Source organism: Streptomyces sp. NPDC091280 (assembly GCF_044768565.1).
Lineage (GTDB): Bacteria > Actinomycetota > Actinomycetes > Streptomycetales > Streptomycetaceae > Streptomyces.
Genome location: NZ_JBIVUZ010000022.1, coordinates 126637 through 146940 on the forward strand (window position 1 = coordinate 126637; position 20304 = coordinate 146940).

Below are 20304 nucleotides of genomic sequence, written 5' to 3' on the forward strand. Positions count from 1 at the left end.
GAAAGGCCAGTGCCGGGGCGGTCTCCCTTAGTCGAGAGACGGCCTCGGCACTGGTCGTGATCCTTCGCTGGCCCCCAAGTGGCCGCCGGCTACTTCGAGTTCATCTCGACGGCCATGGCCCGGTCGAACCTGCCGTCGGCCAGCACCTCCCAGCTCGGCAGTGAGGCCAGGTACTGGTAGAAGGCCGAGTGGACCTTCACCGTCGCCAGCGACTTCAGGTCCTCCTCGGTGACGTCCTCCTCCGCGAACACCCGCGAGTCCCCGTCGTTCACATGGCCGTTGATCCGGCGGGCCGCATGGGCGTACGCGTCCGAGCGGATCTGGCTGATGTATGTCCGAGACCCATCGACGCTGCGCAGCTCGCCGTCGCCGCCGACCGAGAAGTGCTCTCGATCCTGTTCCAACTCGGTCTGCGCCGACTTGTAGGCCTCACCGATCTCGACGTCCAGGCTCTTGACCTTCGCCGAACCGTCGGGGTTGACCAGCATCTCCTTACTGATCGTCCCCTCCGCGTAGAGCAGACGCTGCCGCTCGACGCTGACCGCCTGGCTCTCGGCGACCGCAACCCCGACCTCGACGTTCTCGATGAACTGGTCCTCGTCGAACATGCTCATCCCCTCGTACACGTCGGGGTCGACGACCACCGGAGCGTTGGGATCCTGGCCCTCGTCGACCGTGGTCATCGTCGTGATGACCTCCATGACCTCGTCGGCGTAGACATCCGGGTCCAGGCGCTCGATGTCGACCTCCTGGTAGCCGTAGATCTCCTTGTACTGCGCCTTCGCGGCAGCGGCCCTCACCGCCTGCCGCATGCGCTTCTCCAGCATCTTCACGAAGTCCGGCTGATTCATCCGCACGTCGAAGTCCATGGCACTGGACAGCGTCGGGATCGTCTGCAGCGAGTAGGTGTGCCCCGGATGCTTGATCGTGTTCCCCAGCAGCCGGAACGACATCGGCAGGATCGTCTGGTTGCGGTTCCAGATCGGCGCGTCGCCGGCCCGGAAGACGATCGAGTTGCGCGGCGAAAGGAAGGCCATGTCGTTGTAACTGATCAGCGGCTCCTCCTTGGTGTTCATCGTGTAGGTGACCCGGCCCTCGGTCTTGCCGCCGATGACCTTGTCGAGATCCTGGCTGATCTGCTTGCTGTCCCGGTACGACCGGTGCGTCCTGCCGCTCATCTTCTCCAGCGTCTCGATCATCGAATCGTCCGTGGACTTCAAGAAGACGATGTTCGAGGTGTTGCCCTGCACGATCTTGTCGACGCTCTCGCCGTAGACGTCGCGCAGCTGCTGGAGGGTCTGCAGGATGAGCGTGAACTGCTGCTCCTGGCCCAGGCCGATGGAGAGCATCGTCTCGAAGCCGTCGATGCCCTTGCCCTCCGACTGCAGGTTGCCGAGCTCGTCGAGCATGAACCGCGTGCGGTAGAGCGGCTTCTGGTTCGACTTCGTCATGTACGCCTGGTCGGCACTCACGTCGAACAGCTGCTTGACCAGGATCAGGATCAGCTTCGCGTACTTCATCAGATGCGGCGGGGTCACCAGGAACAGTGCCTTCGGGGACTCCGCGTAGCGCGACAGCGTCTGCGTGATCGCCCGTGCCTGATACGAGACCTTCTCCGGGTTGCCGCCGCCGGAGAAGTCGAGTCGCGTGTCCGGGTAGAGCGTGTCCCCGGCCTGGAAGGACAGGATCTTCCCGTCCCGGGTGCCGCCCTCACGCGCCGGCATCAGTTCACGCAGCACGCCGTTTTTCACGACCTTCTTGCCCGTCACCGGCTCGACCACGTAGTACCGGCCGTTGAGCGAGACCTGGTAGTTCTTCGTGAAGCTGAAGTAGAAGGTGCGCACCAGCATCTTCGTCTGTGGGTTGACCAGCTCCAGCTTGAGCCAGGCTTCGTCGCCGGGGAACTTGCCCTTGAAGTTGTACCGGGCCCACCCTTCGCGGCCGACGATCTCTTCGTGCTCGAAGTCCTCCCCCAGGTTCTCGGTGAACATCGGGTCCGTGTAGGCCGACCAGACGGCCTGCTGGCCGACGAGGTGGTCGCGCTTGACGTAGTTCGGCGCGAAGCGCACGCCGAGGCGACGCGGGAAGCTCAGGCCGGCCAGGTCCGTGTTCTGCGAGGGCTTGCCCGAGGTCAGCGTCGAGATCGTGGGGTCGGTGAAGAACGACATGGCGGTGATCGCGATGCCGTACACCGAGGCCAGCATCTTCTCCGCGCCGGCCATCGAGCGCAGCGCGTTGTGGGCGTTGCCCACCAGCGTGCGCATGTTGTTGCGGGGAAGCTCCTCGCTCGCGTTGAAGTACAGGCTGAGCATGTCCTGATCGGCCTTGCCCTCCCACATGAAGGCCTGGGCCGCCGCCTTCTCCTGCTCCTCGGCCAGGGCGTCCTCGTTGTTCTCGAACTCGCCGGCCTTGACCCGTTTCTCCAGCTCGGCCTCAGGGTTCTTGATCTTCTTCGAGCTCATCTGCACGAAGAGCTGGTAGCAGTTGTAGAGCGTGACCTTGCCCCAGAGATCATCGAGCTTCTGCTCCAGCAGCGCCGGGTCCATGTTCAGCACGGCTGCGGCGCTGCGCAGCTCCCGCTCCTCCTCCAGGTAGAAGTCGATGAGCCCGTAGGCCGCGCGCTTGAAGGCGTTGTTGGCGGCATTGGGCCAGACCGGGTCCTCGCCACCGTCGAGCGGAAAGAAGATCCCGGCGATGTTCTCCACGTACAGTGCGCACTTGGTGAAGTTGCCCTCACGTGCCGCGTCGGCCGCCAGCCCCAGGATGTTGTAGATGTCGGTCTTCATGGGGTTGACCAGGTTGAACTGCACCGGCTCGAACCCGCGCGCGACCAGAGGAACGTAGTTCTTCACCAGCAACTCGCCCTTGGGGTCGTTGATGACCATGTTCGAGGGCTCCTTCTCCCGCGACCACATGTCGATGACCGGCTCGATGTACGTCTGGCCCTTTCCGGCCCGGGTGATGGCCAGCACCATGGTGTTCACCGGCGCGGTATCGACCACGTACGCCCCGGCCGGGCGCTGGACCTCGTACGCCGGGAACGTCCAGTCCTTCTTGATCAGGTCAGCGACAGTCTTGTACGTGTCCGACCCGAAGCCGAGCTTGTCCCGGTTCTTGCCGTCGGGGTTGTACGGGATCCGCGTCGTGTCGTACTTCTGACGCAGGGTCTTGTCATCGGGGAGACCGGATGCCTCGAACAGCCTGTCGCCGAAGTCTTCGTCGATGATCGGCAGGATCTGCGTCAGCGGATTGCCCTCGTCGTCGTCCATGACCTCGCCGGCGTAGTAGACGAGGTTCCCCTTCTCATCGATGACGTCTTTCGTTGCGCGCTGGGCGACCTCGACGGTGCCCAGGCCCTTCTTCTTGAGCATCATGTGGCTGAGCATCGAGCTGACCTGCACACTCGAGTGGGCACCGGCGTCGGGGAACCAGTCGTAGTTCTGCTGGATCTCTTCCGGCAGAGCGATGTGCTGGTCGTTCTGATACTGGTTGATGTCGCTCGTGGTGTTCATCAGGTTCGCCGCGGCGACCCTCCGCGAGAACCACGTGCCGATGATGAGGGCAACCATCAGACCCGAGCCGAGCGTGATGAAAAGCTTGAACCCCGAGACGTCGGCCAGCTGTTCGCCGACCGTCGTCGCGCTCTTCTTCGACTCAGCTGGCTTCTTGTCACTGGGCTTGTGGTCCTTCGCCGCGGTGTACCAGCTGGGGACCGGAACAGTCTCAGCGCTGGGGTAGCACTTCGCCTTGACGTCCGGGTGGCCGTCCTTGGTCAGGGGCCGGTAACACTTCACGACCGAGCCGCCCGCACCTGTCGTGGTGTCCTGGACGTAGTACACGCTCGGCTTGCCAGCGCTGCTGCCGGACGAACCCGGACCCACGGACACGCTCACCGAGAGCACCGCCGTGGCGATGAGCGAGTAGAAGACCCAGGCGACGATGATCACCAGCACACCGGCAAGCACCGCGACGACGATGCCCGGTCTGGTCGACCTCAAGGTCAGGAACGTGCTGCGGTCCAGCTGCTGGTTGTCGTAGACGTCTCGGTTCGTCAGCGTCTCGCCGGGCGTCCGTGCTGAGATCTTGTCCCAGCTGCTTGCCTTCGGCCGTCCCGCCTTCCGCCTGTTCGTGGCCATCGTGATTCCTTACTCTCGAGCCTCGCTCGTTCTGCTGGCCTGCTGTCCAGTGCGTCTGCCTGCGCAGACGACGACGGCGCATGGGGAACGCGCCCCATGCGCCGTCAGATCACCCCGTCGGTCATGACCGGATCGCTCAACGGGTCAAGACCACCCCGACGATGAAGCCGGCCGAGCCCATCAGGAGCGAGAGCGTGACGATCATGACGACGAGGATCTTGTTCGAGCGGCTCTGCATCTCAGAGGCCCGCGCCAGCTCGTTGGCAAAGGACTCCTTGTCGGCCTGCATCCCACTCAGACGCGCCTCGTACTGCCTGCCCACTGAATCCTCGACCGTCGACAACTGCTGGAGCAGGTCGGTGACCCGTCGCACCTGGGAGTCGGTCTTCTCCTTCTCCAGGTCGAGGTTGTGCTGCCACTCGGCGTCCCGAGCTGTCATCTGCGTGACGGCGTCCGTGCGGTTGCGTTCGAGCTCGTCCTCCATCCGGCGGATCCGGTCGGCGTGCTCGGAGCGCACCGACTCCAGCAGATCCTGCTGCTCCCGGCGCAGGACGCCGACCTCGTCCGTGGTCCGCAGGTGCTCGGCCAGTGCCTCGGCCTGGGCGATGTCGGCCTTGCGGTTGTCGTCTACGATCCGCTGGATCTCGGACTTCCACCGGTTCAGGCGCCCTTCCTCGGCCGCCAGGTACTCCGACTGCCGCTCGGCCAGCACCTCGAAGATCCGCGTCTGCCCGGTCTGCATCTTCAGCGCGGCGTCCGCACGCCGGACCCGCAGGATCTCCTGCTGGTTGTGCGTGTGGGTGTCCTCGATTTCCCGCTCGATCCCGGCGACGGAGTCGATCTGCTCGCGCTCCATCTTCGAGCGGTTGCGCTCCTTGTACTGCAGTTCCGCCGCGAGCGCCGCCTGCTGGGCCACCCTGGAAGCCTGCGACTCGTAGTCCTTGGTGATCTCCGCCCGGCGGGCCCGGATCTTCTCGTCCTTCTCCGTCTGCCGCTGCTGGTGCTCGGCCTCGGCGGCGTCCTTCAGCAGCTTGTACCGGGAACCCGCGCGGTCGGTGGCCACATCGCGGATGACCTGCTCGGTGTGCGCCGACATGAGGTTGACGTAGAGCGCACGCAGCTCATCCTCGTGCGCGGACCGGAGCTGCATCAGGTCTGCGTTGGCCTGCCGGTTGAGCTGGGCGACCTGGTCCCCGAGCCACTCTGTCGCGCCCTCGGGCACAGCGATCTGCACGACCGGCGCGCCGATGGCGAAGGTCGCGTTGAACTCATCGAGCCGGACGTCCAGGTCCAGCTCCTCGGAGAGGAACCGGCGGGCGATGACGCCGCGCACCTGGGCCTGATCGGCCAGCAGCACAGTGTCGCCGGCCTCCTGGTAGTCGCCCTCGATGCCGTAGCCGGCGTCGGTCTCGTCGAAGCCCTCGTAGCCGGCCACCTCGTCGCCGTCGTAATCCGGCTCCGACTCGACCGGAGCGGCGCCCGCGTCGTCGATACCCGCGGTGTCCTCCTCGAACAGGGGTGCGTCCGCTGTTCCGTGGTCGTTGACGACGTTGCTGAAGAGCGGCTCGTCGTCCAGAGCCTCGTCAGCCCCCTCGTCACCGAGGATCTCGTCGAAGATCGCATCCCCCTCGTCCTCTCCGAGAACCGCGGTGACAGGGGTAGTGGTCCCAGCCTCGGCGACCAGGCCGCTGTGCTCTTCCCACGCCTTCTTGCCCAGGGCTTCTGCGAGGCTCGTGGTACCTGCCGCGACAAAGCGCGCCTGCGCAAAGGTCGCATCGTTCACCAGATCGACGAGCAGATCACCGCTGGACTTCTGCCACACGACGGCCCAGGCGTAGGCGGCACCGGTGAGCAGTGAGTATTCCTCCATGCGCGCGAGAGTCTCGTCGGTGGGGATGATGCCGAAGACCTCCTCTTTGAGCATCTCCGCCGTGGCCACCGTGCGGATCTGGTCGGAGCTGATGAGCTCGATGATCGAGCCCTTCGCCTCGTCCCGGCCGTGCCGCTTGCTCAAGCCGCCGATCTCGTCGGCTGCGAGCACGAGCATCACCCAGGCCGTACCGCTGGGAAAGATGAACTGTGTGTTCGACCGCAGCAGCTCGACCGCTGCCGGGATCGCCGTCTCTCTCACCACGGAGGCCAGAAGCTCGTCGGGCTTCTTGGTCCGTTCCTTCTTCTGGCTGACCGCTGCCGTCCCCAGAAAGCCCATTGATGCGCAATCCCTTCGCTAACAGAAAGCAATTAATCTAGTTTATGAGCATCTTATCGACGCCCTATTGAAGTAGGCAACCATAGGGAATAATGGGGTCATTGGCTCGCGAGTCGACTCGTTCCCGCTCTCCTCGACCTGCTCATCGCACCGCGCTGACCTCGACGTAGGCGTCGGAACTCAGCAGGTTCTTGTCATCGCTGACGAGGTCGCCGACGACGTCGATGCGGATCCGTCGTTCCGAGGGGTGCTCGTTGAGGAAGGTCGCCACCGCGGTGGTGACCTCGTCGGTCAGCTTCGCCACAGCGGCACGCGCACCGCCAGCATCGGAGTCGGTGTCGCCCTTGTCCTCGATGAGGTACTGCAGGACCCTCGCGTCGACGTCGATGCGCACGTTGTGCTTGACGAACACCTCCTGCACCATCTGGCGCAGCTTCTTCCGCACGATCTTTCGCTGCGTCGGCAGCGACAGCGGCTGGAAGGGCACGATCGCGTCGATACGGCCCAGCAGTTCGGGAGGAAACCGGTTGTCGCCCGTCGTCGAGGAGATCGAGCGGCGGATGAGCTTCTCGTACTCCAGCAGCTGCTTGCCCGACCCGGTGTCGTCGGCGGCGTACTGCGCGATGTCCTTGTAGATCTCTGAGCCGGCGTTCGTCGTGAGCACGATGTAGGTGTTGAGGAAGCTCACCTCGCGGTTGTTGTCGTCGTTGAGCCGGCCGTCGTCGAGCACCTGCAGCAGAACGCGTGTCGCCATCGCCGAGGCCTTCTCGACCTCGTCGAAAAGCAGTACGGCGTGGGAGAGGTCCCACACGCGCTTGGTGAGCTCAGAACGGAACGCCGCGAACGAGGAGTCCTCGGCGTACTCCGTCATGTCGAATCGGATGAGGTGCCGCTGGTCATCGCCGAACAGCAGTCGCGCCAGCTGCTTCGTCAACTCGGTGTTGTGCGTGACCACGAACTGACCGGCCTGGTAGAGGTGCTCCTCGTCGTTGACGAAGATGCACGACGAGCTCTGCTGCTCCGGCAGCTTCTCGATCGACGCGATGCCGACCAGGTCGAACTTCTTCACGCGCTGACGACCCGAGGTCTCGATGGCCGCCCGCCGTGCGATCTCGTGCTTGCGGGGGAGGGAGAAGAACCGGGCCTTGTCCTCGTTGCCGACCTTCACGTGCACGCCGTACTCGGCCAGTTCGCGCCCGCTCTCCTTCGTGCGTGTCCACAATTTGACCGTGTTCGAGACGCCGAGCGAGAACAGCACCTCCCTGAGGTCCTCCGCGAGCCCCTTGGAGAACGTCGAGTACGAGACGTTGAAGCGGTCGTTCGAGCCGCCGATCGATCCGTCGGTGTCGAAAAGGCCCCGCACCAGAGCCCACCGCTGCTGCACCGATCCGTGTTTGTACCTCTCCGGGATACGGCGCTCCGCCGAGCGCGCACCGATCAGATCAGGAACCGAGGCAAGCACGTCCTTCGTCTGGTACAGCGAATCGCGGCGGTCCTCCACCGGGCCAACGCCGACAGGGAAGACCCAGCTGTAGCTGCGCCCGTACGACTTCGGCGCCGATCCCAGCCATTCGCCCACTATCCACACGGTGTGGTCGGCGTCGTCCCCGTCGGACGAGAGCGTCAGCTGTGTCTCAGTCAGGCACCCGTTGCCGACGAGGACGCCCAAGACGTACGGATCGACGTCGAAGTCCTGCTCCGGCCATTCCACCGCTCCGTTCGCCGGGATGAAGAACTTCAGATGCTCCCGAGGGTCACCGGGGTAGGTCCGCACGACGCCACGCTCGACCATTTCCTGCGTGCTCAGAACCATCGGCGCGACGTCCTTGCCCGCATGCTTCTTCGACCGCTGCTTGGCTGTGTAGACCGTCCACAAGTGCGGTCCTCCGACGTCGAGAGTCCGGCCATCCCAGAGCGTGACCCGGTAGACGTCCTGCATGCCCTGCGGGAAGTGTCCGAGCACCTCGACCGGGCGACCTTGGCGATCGAACACTCTGTCGCCCGGGACCAGGTCGCCGTGCGGCTTCCAGGTGGTCTCGCCGTCGCCCGAGTGGACAGGGACCTGCGTCGAGTCGATGCAGAATTTCCCCGTTCCCGTCGATCCCGTGAACAACAGGCTCGCCATCGGCTTTCCCTTGTCGTTGAGGTCCGCCACCGACAGCTGCAGACGGCGCGCCACCGCGCCGGTCGCCCAGTCCTGGCTGAACACCTCAACGTCCAGTTGCTTCTTGATCTTCGCACCGTCAACCCGGAATGCGACGTTCACGTTCAGGGACTCCATGAGCACGTCCGAGAGCAGATCCCGGTCCATCGGCCGGTGCGTCAGGCGATGCCAGCCGACCATGGAGTCGAGCACGAGGATCGACTTGCGCGGCTGGGCGCTGGCCGGCATGTAGCGCTGGGTGTACTCGTAGATCTGCCGGAAGATGTGGTCGTCGTAGAACTCGCCGGCTACCCCGTACCGTTCGGCCATGCCCTGCAGGATCCTGATGGTCGTCGCCTGGTCCGGCGGGTTGAGGTTGATGCGCTGCAGGCGCTCGACGAGTGGCTGGTTCGGCGAGATGTGCTTGTGAAACTCTTCGTAGGTCGTCGCCGCGATGATCCTGATGCCTCGGGTTCCCGAAGCCGCGAGGACCGGCTTGATCGCCTCGACTGCGGCGTCGGAGAGCTGGATGATCTGGTGGAACTCGTCGATGAAGAGCACCAGTTCGTGTTTCTCGTCTTTGACGAAGCTCTCAGCCTCGTCAAAGAAGCCCTTGAGTTTCGCGGCCATGTTCCCGGCGTTGCCCGCCTCGGAGATCATGCGCGCCGGGTCCACCTCCAGGTAGAGGCGGTCCATGTCCACCTGCATCGTTGCCTGAACCAGGGCTGTCTTGCCGCTGCCGGCTTCAGCCAGCAGGAGCGCATTGCACAGCTCGGGCCGGCTCATCGAGGCCAGCAACTGCATCGTCTCGTGCTCACGGCCGACGATGTCACGCTCGGCCTTCTTCAGCGGCTCCGAGAGCTTGGACAGGAGTGGGTAGCGCTCATCGAGCTGTGTCTCGTGAAACATGCCGCGCAAGACCTCTCGACTGGACTGAAGATTCAACTGGAAAATCAGTCGAGACCCTATCATGTGTAGCATTCAATAGGGTATTGAATGGTGGACGTGAAGGGACTCGGAGTGAGCTCCGGGTCCTTTCGTTTCGTGCACTGGTCGCGGGTCGCTCACCCGCTGTACTCGGACTCGCTGCCCTCCGGGGTCTGAGGTTTCCCGCACTGGTACTTGAAGCGCTCGCTGACGGGAGCATTGTTGGTCCCCGCCTTGCCGGCCTTGTGCACCACCGCGGAAAGACCGCGGTGGGCGCTTTGCTCGCGGCCGCGGTGATTGTGACGAGTGCCTGCGGTGACGAGACCGAGGTCAGGAGAAGTCGGCCGGGAAGCGAGACGCGAGTGTCCAACCTCCACGCCGCCGCCAGCACACTGCCCTGCTCATCGATCCGGCATGTGCCGCCGCGGGCCTCTGAACGCCTGGCAGGACGGTACTTGCCCGGTCATGGGCTGGGCCGCTGAGCGGATACAGGCCGGGCAGTCGGGGTATGCAGGGCCTCGGCTCAAATGCTGCTGCCCACGGGCTGCGTCTTCGCGCCCGTGGGCAGCGAGCGATTTCGGTAGCGTGCGGGAGCGCAGGGCGTGATTCCGCAGTGTGTTCCCTTCAAGCGGCGTACGGCGGGCCGGAGTTGCTCACGCGGCACGGGGGACGGCGAGGGCGACCTCCACGTCGGCGCGGGCCAGGACGTCGGCGAGGTGCTGCTGGGCGTCGTGCGCGCTGTCGCCGCTGACGACCGCGTACCCGGCGCGGATGTTGTTCGGCGTAGTACTGGAGGGGGTGAGGGTGGCGGTGTCACCGACGTTGCACAGCCACTGGAAGTGCTCCAGGTACTCGTCGCTGCCGGGCCGCAGGTCGCGGTGGGTGACGATGCCCTCGGTGGGCGGGTAGATCATGCCGATGGCGGCGCTGCGCTGCCGGGTGGGACGCAGGTTGGGGATTTCGCCGCAGGCGAGGGCGGCGGCAGCAAGGGGCAGGGAGATCCCGGTCGCCAGGCGTACGAGTTCGCCGATGAGGTCGCCGCCGTGGCGTGCGTTGACCTCGATGACTTTCGGCCCCTCTGGGGTGAGGCGGAGTTCGGTGTTGCTGACACCGTGGGTGATGCCGAGCGCCTCCAGGGCGGCCGAGGCGACGGGCGCGACCTCGCACAGGAGCGGGTCGCCGGCACTGACGCTGTGCCCGGTCTCCAGGAAGTAGGGGGCGAAGCCGATCGTTTTGCGGGTGACGGCCACGGCGCTGGTGACGCCGTGGCGGGTGACGGTCTCCACGGAGACTTCGGGGCCGTCGAGGTACTCCTCCACGAGGACGCCGTCTCCTTCCGGGCCCTGGTGGGCGGCGCCAGCGGAGGCGATGGCCCAGGCCGCGGGCAGATCGGTGATGGTGTCCACGCGGATGACGCCGATGCTGCCGGCGTAGGCGGCGGGCTTGAGGACGACCGGGTAGCCGACACGTTCGGCCGCCGAGGCCGCGGCATCCAGAGAATGCACCCAGGTGGAGGCGGCGGAGGGGACGTCGGCGGCGGCGAAACGCTGGCGGGAGGTGGCCTTGTCCCGGGCGGCGGCGACGGCCGCGAGGGTGTTGCCGGGCCGGCCGCCGAGGCTGTGTGCGAGTCGGGCGGCGGCCATCAGGTGGAACTCGTCCCAGGTGAGCACACCGGCGATGGGCCATCGCACGGCGAGGGAGGCGGCGGCGATGTTCACCGCAATCGGGTCGCTGAGATCGGCGACTTCGTGGTCGATGACGTAGGGCTTCTGCCAGGTCATGGGCGCGTCGTTGATCAGCAGCAGCGGGTAGTGGGCGGCGGTCTGCTCCAGCAGGTAGCCGCGCAGGGGGCGCGGGCCGGAGCCGATGACGAGGAGCATGGGATGGGGCACGGTGAACTCCCAAGAGAGACGGGCGGGTTGGGGGCGGGATCAGGCCGTGCGCGGTGCGTCGATCAGGGCAGCTGCCCGTGGCCGGTGGCCGTGGGATCGGCGTCTGTTCGGCTCGGCGCGCAGGAGGCGTGGTGGTGCCACAGGCCTCGGAAGGCGAGGGCCATGGCCGCGCCCTGCAGGACCGCGCAGACCAGGAGCAGACAGCAGCGGCAGGGCGGCGGTAGCCGCGGTGGCCGCGAGCACGGCTATGCGACGTGCAGACATGTACAAATCTCAATAAAAGGGGTGCGTTTGGGTAGGGACGGGCCTCGGCGGGAGGTCGATGGGCAGGCGCTGGACGCGGTGTCGGACACCGGCGTCGCCGAGGCCTGGAAGGTGAGCCCGGCCGTGATCAGGTCACGGCGCTTCGGACCGGTTGCTCCGCGAGGGAGCGGTCTGGGGGCGCGTCGCGTCGGCGGCGCGCGGTGGGGCTAGAACCAGCTGGCGGCGACCCAGCCCTTCGTGCCGTACGAGCTGCTGGACAGGGATTCGCCGTAGTACCAGCGGTTGCCGTACGTGTTGACGGCGGAGCACTCCACCCAGAACTCGCCGGCGGAGTCGAGGTGGCCCTTGGACTTGTAGGCCACGCCCGGGCCGGTGCGGATGTTCGGCCACTCCAGGTTGGGGCCCCACACCGAGTGGTTGCGGTCGTTTCGGGTGCAGGCCGCCGCGCCGGCAGCGGATGCCGGGGTGACCGTCGAGGCGATCCCGCCGAGCAGGACTGCGGTGGCCGTCGTTGCCATGACGGCGTTGCGGATGGCGGATCGCATGAGAAGAACCCTTCGGTTGGAGGTGTTGGTCGAGGTGCGGGGGCCGCGTCTTCGGCGGCCTGCCTGGCGCGGCGGACGCGCCGGAGATCTGTGGATCAGCCGTGCGAATCCGGCTGATCGCCCTGACCGGAGCGGCCCCGCGAGTACGTCGAGCCACCCACGGCAGCGACGCCGACAGCGAGCATTCCGCTTGCGACGACGGCGAGTCCACCAAGTGCCATCCAGGGGCCTTTCGAATAAGGCCTGACTCGACCTCGGTCTCAGCCGACCGCCGGCTCATCGACCTCGGCTGCCTGCTCCTGCTCGGCCTCGGGAGTCGGGGCCTGAGCCTGCGACTCCTTGGCCGCCGCCCGTGCCTGGCGGGCGGCGCGCATGGACGCGAACTGGTTGTCCAGCGTCTTGTCGTCGACCTTGAACTCGGAGGCCTTGACGGACTTGGTGTTGACCACCAGGCCGGTGCCGCGCGTCGCGGGCATCACGTTGCCCTTGAAGCCATAGACGGTGCCGACCTCGTTGCCGTCCTTGTTCAGGATCGGTTCGGTGTTCGGACCCGCGGCTTTGATGATCTCCTCCATCTGGCCGGTGGAGTACGCAGCGCCGTTGTTGTAGCGGACCTTGCCGTCCTCACCCGTAACCCGATCGGACTTCAGATGCAGGTTCGTCTGTTCCGGACCTCGCGGATCTCGAGCGTCGAGCTGGACGTCGGCGTACTGGGACTTGCCGTCCTTGGTGGCGCCGGTCTTGTAGACCTTCGCGATGAGGTTGACTCCGGTCATCGCGCCCTTGCCCTTGAGAAGTGCCATGTTCTCTTCCTTCCGCTCGTTCTGACTGCCCTCTGACAAGTCGGCTGTGGTCAGTCACATCGTCCGGGCAAGGCATTGAGTCCCGCCGAACGCTCTTCACGCTAATACTTTTGTAGAGCATTCGACAAGACTGTAACTAGTCTTTCTGTTCACGTCCAAAGTCAGTCGAGATGGGAAGTGACTGCGAGTCGAATGCCATCCTGGCATCCGCTGCGGTCGCAGCCTGATCGACCTGGTCCTGGACCCGCACGACGAGGCCGGCGTCCACGGACGAAGCCTTGGACCGCCGCATCCGCTCGGCCTGCCCGCGCTCGGCGCGCAGTTCCGCGATCCGGGAACGCAACACGAGTGGGCCGGTTTGTGCGTCTGTCTGCTGAGGCGTCAGCTCCCGGGAGACCCGTGTCATCGCCGCGACATCGTCCACTGGCAGATCGGGAATTGCCTCGGCCTGGCCGGACTGGTCCAGGTAGTCCATCGCCGCCAGCAGCAGCCGCCGGCGATCCCTGGTCGTCTCGACGAAGGTCTGGCGCGCGTGCGGCCCGATCTCGACGTCGGTGACGAAGTCGTGTCCCAGGTGGTGCAGGTCCAGGGACTTGACCTTGTCGAAGTCATACGCGGCACCTGCGACGATCTTGAAGTCCGTGCTGACCTCGTCGGTCTCCGTACTCGACTGGTCCTCGGTGCTCGACCCCATGCGCAGCACCAGGCCGGAGGACGCGAGATCGGCCCGCAGGCCGTCCAGCTTCTGGTCATAGGACTGCTTCATCGTCCGGATGCGTGCGTCCAGCACCGCCCGGCCGCGCTTGCCCTCAGTCATTTGTCGGCCGCCGGGCTGATCGTAGATCGTCCGGCCCAGGTTCTCGGCCTCCTCGGAGTCTTTCATCCGCTGCAGGGAGGCATCCGCGCGCAGCGCCATGAGTGAGAGCAGCCGCTGGCCGTAGGCCGCTACCTCCTGCTGCTGCTCGTACCACTGGCCGGAGTCCCTGAGGAAGGGCAGGAAGTGCTGGTACTTGCTCATCAGCCGCCGGTGGTAGTTCTCCTCGAAGCGGTAGAAGTCGTAGAGCGGGCGCGAGTCCTCGGAGGCGACGTCGGCCTTTTCGGCCTGTTCCCACTGGTGCGCGAGGTCGCGGTAGACCCCGGCCTTCTCCCGGTGATGCTGCAGGCGTGAGGCGTAGCTGCGCAGTCGGAACCCGAAGGAGACCAAGTCGGCCTCAGCATTCTGGTCTTCGCCCTGCCGGTCCGCGGCGAGCACCGCCATCTGCTGATAGTCCATCCCCATGACTTCGAGCATCGGCGTGCGCACCCGCAGCTCCGACTCCGGCATGGCCCGCAGCATCTGGTAGACGCCGTTGACGGCTCGCTCCATGATCTGCGTACGTCCCTGCGTGACCAGCTTCTGCCATTCCTCCGTGCTCAGAGACTCCTTCGCGCGGCGCTCGTTGGCGTAGTCGACGATGCGTTCCATGGCTTCCGGCATCGGGGACCCTGCACGGTCGAGTTGCTCCTTCACGAGCTCCGTCACCAGTTGGTTCGCCTTGCGCATACGGGAGTCATTCGAGCCGGCGCGCCACAACATTCGGTCTGCAGGCAGGCAGGCGAGCAGGAACTGTGGCAGGGACTCGGCACGGATCCGCTCGTGCGCCCACCGCTTGATGAAGGTGGTGACGTTGCGCCGCTCGTAACCGACAGCGCTGGCGAGATGAGCCACCGCCTGCTTCTCATCGAGCCAGGCGTCAACACCGCGGCGGAGCCTGGACTTGTGCCGGTCCAGGAGCTTGCCGCGCTGCGTACCGTTCTTCGTCACCTGGCCCCGGCCGCCGTCGACCATGGCCAGGTGGCAGTGGACGTGCTCGGTGTCGACCTGGATGACCCCGACGTAGCGCAGGTCGTCGAAGCCGCTGGTGCCCGAGCTCATCCGCTCCAGGCCGTGCATGATCGCCATGCGCAGCTTCATCTGGTCGATGTGGCCGCGGTAGTCGCCGCGGGCTGCGCAGTGGAAGTCCCCGTCGACGATCTTGCGCTTCCGCAGGTACTCCTCGTCGAAGGACAGCACCGTCTTGAGCACGGTGTGTCCGGCGTCGAAGTAGTGCTGGATGTCCTTGCTGGCCGCGCGCAGCTGCTCGTCGGAGAGTGAGACCGAGCCGTAGCCGAAGGCCACGCCGCCGGCACCCTGGGCCTGGCGCATCTCATGCTTCGCCGCACCCCGCGAGATACCGGCGCGCTCGACGGCCGACTCCCGCGCCATGTAGCGCATGATGAAGTCGTCGGTGCGCAGGCGCTGGATCGGAGCCAGCGACTCGGTCGCCTGCTCGCGGGCCATGTACCGGGTGACGTAGTCACCCGGCGTCGCACCACGCGATCCCTTGCCGCCAGGCAGCGGCACACTGAACTCGTTGACTACGATGATGTCCTGCTTCAGGCCCATCGTCGCTCCTTGCTGTCTCGGTACCGATGCACTACGGCCCCGGCTGCTGTCCGCCAGCAACCGGGGCCGCGCTCGTTATGGCTGGTTTGTCCTCAGGACCCCAGGCTCTGCTCGCCGTCCTCGCCGAAGTCCAGGTCGGCCGCACGCCGGGCCACCTGGCGCTTGCGCTCGTCCAGACTCGGAGCGGGCTTGACCTCACGTCGTCGGGACTCCTGCTCCTGCTCCAGGTCGAGATCCTGGTTCAGGTCGCGCCGCGCCTCATGGGCCGGAACCGGGGGAGCGAACGGCTCCTCCTGATCCTCAGCCGTCTGCAACGCTGCCGCCACGCGCTCCCGGTAGAGGTTTTCCGTGGTGCCCTCGGTGCTCGCGCGCTCGGTCTGGTACTTCTCCCGTTCGGCGGCGATCTCCGCCTCGATCTGCTGCAGACGCGCGCTCATGCCGTCCGCGGTCGGCACTGCCTCGGGCACGGGCGCTCCGGCGACGTGCTTGGCCTCAGCGTCCAGGCCCAGCTCGTCCTCGGTGAACAGCGAGTTGATCGCGTCCGAACGTGCCTTCAGCCCGCGCGCATCGACTACAGCCTCAGCCCGTGGGACACCCTCCTTGGAATGGTCGGCGAAGTAGCCTGCCAGGTCGTAGCCGCTGGACTCGAGATCGATCTCCAGGCCCCCGATGTCGTGGATCTGGGTGAAGACCACGGGCGCGTCGCCTTCGGTCTGCGCCCCCGACGGAGCGAGGACGAGCATGTCCGCCATGGCCGGCAGCTCCCACTCGATCCCGGTGACCTGATCGGGCACGGCGAAGCCGCTCGTGAAGTAGCCCTTGCTGGCGAGCACGACCAGCTGCTGGTCGTCGAACTCGTAGAAGGCGTCTACCTTCTCGCCCTGGCCGGGGGAGTAGGTCACCTGGGAGATGCCGAACGGCAGGGCCTTGGCCGGGGTGACCGAGCGCAGCTCGCCCGTCATGTGCAGGTACGGGCGGTGGTTCTCCTCCTTGCCCCGGTGCATGAGGTCGAGCGATTCGACCATGACGCCGAGCTCGGCGGTCACCCCCTCCAGCCGGTGCGTCTCCACTCCCCGTTCACGCAGGACACGGTGGGCCCACACGTCGTTCATCGTCAGCCCTGCGGTGCGCATCACGTGCTCCTCTTGCGGTTGGTCTTGCTCTGGTTGGTGGTCCTGGTCGTGGACTTCGGTGTGACGTCGGCCCTGGTCGCCTCGCCCCGGGCGTCCCGGATCTTCGCGATCATCCGCGTTGCCCAGCGCCACATGCCGCGCATCACGACGATCTCGCCCGCGGCGAGCAGCGCGACCAGGAAGAGGAGCGGCATCAGCCACATGGCGATGGTTCCGTCCGTACTGAGCGCACCCCGGGATGCGCCCGACTGCTGGTGCAGCCATGCGCCCAGCAGCGGGATGATGATCATGGCCGTGATGAACGCCAGCAGGCAGTCGGCGAGAAGGACGATGGCCCGGAAGAACCCCGCCCACACCACGACGGAGAACCTGCCAGTCTCCTTCTTCGGGGCCAGACGCTGCCATCCGGTGCGCAGCTTCGAGTCCTTCTGCTCCGTCGCGGGACTCGCCCTGGCCTTCTTCGCCGTCGCGGCCGTGCTCGTCGGGGCGGTCGTCTCGGTCTTCTCCAGGGTCTGGGGCGACATGGTCGTGTCCTTACGTCTCGTCGGGGTCTTCTTTGGTACGTGCTGAAGCGGTGGGCGCTTCGTTCACCCCGTCGGCTTGGGGGAGGGCTGTTCCTCGCTGGCAGCAGCGAGGGCGTCGCGGGTCTTGCGGGAGGCCCGATAGGCGTCCAGCGACGTCGCCGTGCCGTCCTGGGAGGTGGCGTAGGTGAAGACCACGAACTCGCCCCTGACAGCGCTGTTCTGATCCGGTCCCACGCGGACCGGATCGAGCCTGGCCACGTCCGTGTAGGAGTAGTTCAGGCCCTGCACCCGACTCACGTCGATGTCCAGATCAGCGAGTGCGTACGTCGTCCGAGCGCCCTTCGTGGCTCCGGTCGCCGTCATCCACTCCGGCACGAACTCGGTGAGAACCCGGGACTTGTGGTCGAGGAAGCCGTAGCGCGCGTCGAGCAGTACCTGCTGCTCCTTGACGGTCCGGGTCGACGCCGAGCTGCCGGTGAGGCTGAGCAGGAGAGACTGGCCCGTCGCCCTGTCGCGGTTCACCCGCTCGATGTCCACGCCCGGCAGCTGAACCAACAGCGCCGTGTGCTGTGTTGCGAGCTTGGCCCGGGCGTCGTCGAGGTTGCTTTCGAGCTTGTGAACGACCGCATCGGCCTGGGTGTCCGACGCGGCCGGGCCGTCGCTGAGCAGGCCGGCTCCGAGTGTGACCACCGAGAGCGCGAGCAGCGCCCCGGTGCCGCCGAGTAGGATCTTCCCGGCGTGCTGGCGCAGCTTGTCCTTGATCTCCTCGTTCACGGTGTCTTCACCTCCTGCTTCAACGCCTCGCCGGTGACCGTCGTGCCGGTCTGGATGTTCACGAACGCCGTGCGGACCAGGTCGTAGTCGGCGCGGGCCCAGGCCAGCACCTCCGGCTTCTCGCCCGCACCGGTTCCGGTCTCCATCGCCAGCCAGGTCACCGTGATGGTGCTGTCGTCGTTGACCAGGTAGGGGACCTGGGCGGCCCACGCAAATCCGGAGTTGAAGCTCATCGGGATCCCGACGCCGGCCGCCACGTCCTTGTCACTGGCGAGCAGGTACCACGGCCCCAGGTCCGCCTGATGCACTGAGGGGACGAAGTAGGGGATGAGGTTGCGCAGCGTCGTGTCGAGCGTGCCGCCGTCTGCCGCCACGCTGGGCGTCAGGTAGCGGTAGTCGTTCTGCAGCGTCGCGACCTGACCAGCCGCCGTCAGGGCCGCGGTCAGACCGCGCTCGGCGTCGTCGGCCTTCGGCAGTGCCGCCGTCTTCGCCTCGGTGATCCTGATCTGCTCCTGCAGAGAGGAGATCTCCGGCGCAGCCGTATCGCTCACCGCGCTCTGACCGCCGGAAAACCCCGCAGAGAGTGCGAAGCACAGCAGTGCGCCCACACCCATGCTCACGCCGGCCACGAGGGTGCGCTTGCGCAAGCCGCCCGCGGGCTCCGTCTGCGCCGGAGTGTCCGCGCCCTCCTGCGAGGACGTGGACGTCGCGACGAAGTGCGTCTTGCGCACTGCGCCCCCACCCGACTCATCGCTCTGTGTCGATGCCATTGGTCCTCAACTCGCCGCGTCACTCAAATATCAGTACAACTCTATCAATGAGACGAGTTCAAAGGGAGTCTAGGCTATCCGGAATAGCGAGTCTCGCCACTCGCCGGGACACCGGAAAGATTCGAGACCTTGCCCTGGGCGCCGACCGTGACGAAGAGCAGCGCGCGCCGCTGCGCCGTGACACTGGCTTTGCTCGCCTTGTTCTGGGTCACTGCGTCGGAGGTGACCTCGACATCGGCCAGGGCGGCGTAGGTGTAGGCGCCCGCCTTGACGTCGATGACTTCGATGTCCGGATCCGCGCCGAGGGCCGAGTTCAGGCCGACCGTGTCGATGTAGTAGAAACGCCGCCCCCGGGAGTCCTCGTTGAACCGCGACGGAGGCATGAACGACCTCAGGAACGTCTCGTTCTCGGTGAGGCCGAACCGGCTCTTCAGGCTCTCGCGCGCCGCCTCGTAGCTCTGTCCCGAGTCCCACGTGAAGGCCATCGAGAGCAGCGACTTGATGCGCTCACCGTCGGTGCTCAGCCGGTTCTGGCTGACACCCAGGGCCGCCATGACGTCCGCGTTCACCCGCTCGGCGTTCTTCTTCTGGATGCCTGCCAGTTGTCCCTCGACGTCGTTGATCTGGACTTCCTGCTCAGCCAGGGCCGCGCGCTGGCTGCCCCAGGTCACACCGGCAACTGTCGCGACGACCGCGAGGGCCGCTGCCGTCACCAGGGCCGAGAGATTGCGCCGGAAGAATCCCCGCCGTGTGGGTGCTGCCGTCTGCTCCGTCATCGCTTCCCGCCCTCCTCCTGCGAGCCGGTGCCGCCGAGTTCAGGGACTCCGGACCTGGCCGGCAGCTTGATTGCGGGGTTCTCGTACGGAGCACCGGCGGCGGTCACCACGAGCGCCAAGTGGCCGAAGGCCCCCGCCGTGGCGTTGCGCGCGTAGCGCGCGCTCGCCCAGGCGAGCACCTCGCCGCTTTTCGTGTCCTGGCAGACCCAGACGACCTTCGCCTGGTTCGTCATACCTGAGGCGTCGGTCACGCTCAGATCGGGCATCACTGTCTCGACCTTCCACGTGTACGTGCCCGGGGCGGCTGCGTCCGCACCGGCGTAGCGGATGTACCAGGCGTAGCGCGGATCGATCTCGGTGGTCGCGTCGAACGCCGTCGGCGACGAGGTGCTGTACGCCTCCTTGTCACTGACCAGGAAGGAGTCCCGGCTGAACAGCGGGGCCATGTCCCGGCGGTGCTTGACGATCTCCAGCGTGGCCCTGTTCGGAACGCCGTTGTTCAGGCTGGGCTGGACGCCGGCCTGGTGGTACAGCGTGGCGAAGGTCTGCTCCCCGGTCGCGACCTTCTTCGCGACGGTCGCTGCCGCCTCGGTGAGCTTGGACAGTTGCGCGCCGGTGTCTGCCTTCACGGGCGTGGACTGGGCATCATGCAGCTGCCCCTTGAGCCGGACAATCTGGGCCTCATTGTCCGCCGTGCTCGCCTTGAAGCTCTCGCCGGCCACGCCCGTGGCGACGACCAGGGCGAGGATCCCCACGCCCGCCACCGCGGTGACGCTGCGCCGGATCAAACGTGCGTTGTCCTCAGGGGTGCGCACCTGGACCTTTTCGCGCTGGTGCGCCGTCCAGCCCGCGAAGCGCTCTTCGAGCTCGGCTCCGGTGACCTCCTTGCGCGTCTTCCGTGCCGCGGGCTTCTTCTCGGGCGCCGACCCGGTCTCCTGCTCGGATCCCGTGCTCTCGGACTCGGCATGGGCTGAGGTCACAGA

Annotated in this window: 13 protein-coding genes; all 13 read right to left on the reverse strand. The window is 66.2% G+C overall.

What is annotated here, in order from left to right; translation table 11 throughout:
* Positions 1-89: 89 nt before the first annotated feature.
* Complete coding sequence (locus ACIQPR_RS45455) at positions 90-4136, reverse strand: type IV secretory system conjugative DNA transfer family protein (RefSeq protein WP_403662386.1); 4047 nt, start codon at positions 4134-4136, stop codon at positions 90-92.
* A 136-nt stretch (positions 4137-4272) separates the two neighbouring features.
* Positions 4273-6345, reverse strand: coding sequence for a hypothetical protein (locus tag ACIQPR_RS45460; protein ID WP_403662389.1), 2073 nt, complete (start codon positions 6343-6345; stop codon positions 4273-4275).
* A 142-nt stretch (positions 6346-6487) separates the two neighbouring features.
* The gene (locus ACIQPR_RS45465; RefSeq protein ID WP_403662392.1) at positions 6488-9397 is read right to left on the reverse strand and encodes an AAA family ATPase; all 2910 of its coding nucleotides are present in this window, start codon (positions 9395-9397) and stop codon (positions 6488-6490) included.
* Between the two features lie 671 nt (positions 9398-10068).
* On the reverse strand, positions 10069-11307 hold the full coding sequence (locus tag ACIQPR_RS45470; RefSeq protein WP_403662395.1) for an acetyl-CoA carboxylase biotin carboxylase subunit family protein: 1239 nt from the start codon (positions 11305-11307) through the stop codon (positions 10069-10071).
* A gap of 470 nt (positions 11308-11777) precedes the next feature.
* On the reverse strand, positions 11778-12116 hold the full coding sequence (locus ACIQPR_RS45475) for a hypothetical protein (RefSeq protein WP_403662397.1): 339 nt from the start codon (positions 12114-12116) through the stop codon (positions 11778-11780).
* 260 nt (positions 12117-12376) lie between these two features.
* Positions 12377-12919 carry a hypothetical protein gene (locus tag ACIQPR_RS45480; RefSeq protein ID WP_403662400.1) on the reverse strand — a complete coding sequence of 181 codons (543 nt, stop codon included), beginning with the start codon at positions 12917-12919 and terminating at the stop codon, positions 12377-12379.
* A gap of 136 nt (positions 12920-13055) precedes the next feature.
* A complete protein-coding gene (mobL, locus tag ACIQPR_RS45485) occupies positions 13056-15344 on the reverse strand; it encodes a relaxase MobL (RefSeq protein ID WP_403662403.1) in 2289 nt (762 codons plus the stop codon).
* 92 nt (positions 15345-15436) lie between these two features.
* Entirely contained in the window at positions 15437-16477 is a 1041-nt protein-coding gene (locus tag ACIQPR_RS45490; RefSeq protein WP_403662406.1) for a hypothetical protein, read from the reverse strand.
* The gene (locus ACIQPR_RS45495) at positions 16477-17001 is read right to left on the reverse strand and encodes a hypothetical protein (protein WP_403662408.1); all 525 of its coding nucleotides are present in this window, start codon (positions 16999-17001) and stop codon (positions 16477-16479) included. Before ACIQPR_RS45495 ends, ACIQPR_RS45490 begins: the two co-directional genes overlap by 1 nt.
* A 63-nt stretch (positions 17002-17064) precedes the next feature.
* Positions 17065-17775, reverse strand: coding sequence for a hypothetical protein (locus ACIQPR_RS45500; RefSeq protein WP_403662411.1), 711 nt, complete (start codon positions 17773-17775; stop codon positions 17065-17067).
* Positions 17772-18506 carry a hypothetical protein gene (locus tag ACIQPR_RS45505; protein ID WP_403662413.1) on the reverse strand — a complete coding sequence of 245 codons (735 nt, stop codon included), beginning with the start codon at positions 18504-18506 and terminating at the stop codon, positions 17772-17774. The genes ACIQPR_RS45500 and ACIQPR_RS45505 overlap by 4 nt, the downstream gene beginning before the upstream one ends.
* A 113-nt stretch (positions 18507-18619) precedes the next feature.
* Positions 18620-19321 carry a hypothetical protein gene (locus tag ACIQPR_RS45510; RefSeq protein WP_403662416.1) on the reverse strand — a complete coding sequence of 234 codons (702 nt, stop codon included), beginning with the start codon at positions 19319-19321 and terminating at the stop codon, positions 18620-18622.
* Positions 19318-20301: a hypothetical protein gene (locus ACIQPR_RS45515; protein ID WP_403662419.1), complete on the reverse strand. Its 984-nt coding sequence runs from the start codon at positions 20299-20301 to the stop codon at positions 19318-19320. Before ACIQPR_RS45515 ends, ACIQPR_RS45510 begins: the two co-directional genes overlap by 4 nt.
* Positions 20302-20304 lie beyond the last annotated feature (3 nt).